Consider the following 1,646-nt stretch of genomic DNA (forward strand, 5'->3'; position numbering starts at 1 on the left):
TTGCCCAGGTGTGTCTGAGGTCATGGAAACGGAAATCTTCAATTCCTGCACGACGACAAGCTGATAGCCATGATGTCTTGCTGTCGATGCGCATCTTCCTGACCGCAGGCGTTGATGTTCCATCTGCTCGCTTAGCCGCCCTGGTATGTGACGGATCCTCTACGCCGGACGCATCGTGGCCGGCATCACCGGCGCCACAGGTGCGGTTGCTGGCGCCTATATCGCCGACATCACCGATGGGGAAGATCGGGCTCGCCACTTCGGGCTCATGAGCGCTTGTTTCGGCGTGGGTATGGTGGCAGGCCCCGTGGCCGGGGGACTGTTGGGCGCCATCTCCTTGCATGCACCATTCCTTGCGGCGGCGGTGCTCAACGGCCTCAACCTACTACTGGGCTGCTTCCTAATGCAGGAGTCGCATAAGGGAGAGCGTCGAGATCCCGGACACCATCGAATGGCGCAAAACCTTTCGCGGTATGGCATGATAGCGCCCGGAAGAGAGTCAATTCAGGGTGGTGAATGTGAAACCAGTAACGTTATACGATGTCGCAGAGTATGCCGGTGTCTCTTATCAGACCGTTTCCCGCGTGGTGAACCAGGCCAGCCACGTTTCTGCGAAAACGCGGGAAAAAGTGGAAGCGGCGATGGCGGAGCTGAATTACATTCCCAACCGCGTGGCACAACAACTGGCGGGCAAACAGTCGTTGCTGATTGGCGTTGCCACCTCCAGTCTGGCCCTGCACGCGCCGTCGCAAATTGTCGCGGCGATTAAATCTCGCGCCGATCAACTGGGTGCCAGCGTGGTGGTGTCGATGGTAGAACGAAGCGGCGTCGAAGCCTGTAAAGCGGCGGTGCACAATCTTCTCGCGCAACGCGTCAGTGGGCTGATCATTAACTATCCGCTGGATGACCAGGATGCCATTGCTGTGGAAGCTGCCTGCACTAATGTTCCGGCGTTATTTCTTGATGTCTCTGACCAGACACCCATCAACAGTATTATTTTCTCCCATGAAGACGGTACGCGACTGGGCGTGGAGCATCTGGTCGCATTGGGTCACCAGCAAATCGCGCTGTTAGCGGGCCCATTAAGTTCTGTCTCGGCGCGTCTGCGTCTGGCTGGCTGGCATAAATATCTCACTCGCAATCAAATTCAGCCGATAGCGGAACGGGAAGGCGACTGGAGTGCCATGTCCGGTTTTCAACAAACCATGCAAATGCTGAATGAGGGCATCGTTCCCACTGCGATGCTGGTTGCCAACGATCAGATGGCGCTGGGCGCAATGCGCGCCATTACCGAGTCCGGGCTGCGCGTTGGTGCGGATATCTCGGTAGTGGGATACGACGATACCGAAGACAGCTCATGTTATATCCCGCCGTTAACCACCATCAAACAGGATTTTCGCCTGCTGGGGCAAACCAGCGTGGACCGCTTGCTGCAACTCTCTCAGGGCCAGGCGGTGAAGGGCAATCAGCTGTTGCCCGTCTCACTGGTGAAAAGAAAAACCACCCTGGCGCCCAATACGCAAACCGCCTCTCCCCGCGCGTTGGCCGATTCATTAATGCAGCTGGCACGACAGGTTTCCCGACTGGAAAGCGGGCAGTGAGCGCAACGCAATTAATGTAAGTTAGCTCACTCATTAGGCACCGGG

The 1,646-nt window shown here is 57.1% G+C and carries 1 protein-coding gene and 2 pseudogenes; 2 read left to right on the plus strand and 1 reads right to left on the minus strand.

The annotated features are described in order from the left end of the window. A pseudogene (locus tag SB725_RS30035) lies at window positions 1–148 on the minus strand (integrase); the annotation flags it as partial. A gap of 6 nt (window positions 149–154) precedes the next feature. Here SB725_RS30035 and SB725_RS30040 point away from each other — a divergent pair. Together SB725_RS30040 and lacI are read left to right on the plus strand one after the other, a co-directional pair. Beyond that, window positions 155–433 (plus strand): annotated as a pseudogene (locus tag SB725_RS30040) (MFS transporter); the annotation flags it as partial. 85 nt (window positions 434–518) lie between these two features. Continuing rightward, window positions 519–1,601 carry a DNA-binding transcriptional repressor LacI gene (lacI, locus tag SB725_RS30045; protein WP_000805902.1) on the plus strand — a complete coding sequence of 361 codons (1,083 nt, stop codon included), beginning with the start codon at window positions 519–521 and terminating at the stop codon, window positions 1,599–1,601. Window positions 1,602–1,646 lie beyond the last annotated feature (45 nt).

It is taken from the genome of Pseudomonas sp. SIMBA_041, from assembly GCF_046535095.1.
Classification (GTDB): Bacteria; Pseudomonadota; Gammaproteobacteria; order Pseudomonadales; family Pseudomonadaceae; genus Aquipseudomonas; species Aquipseudomonas mucoides.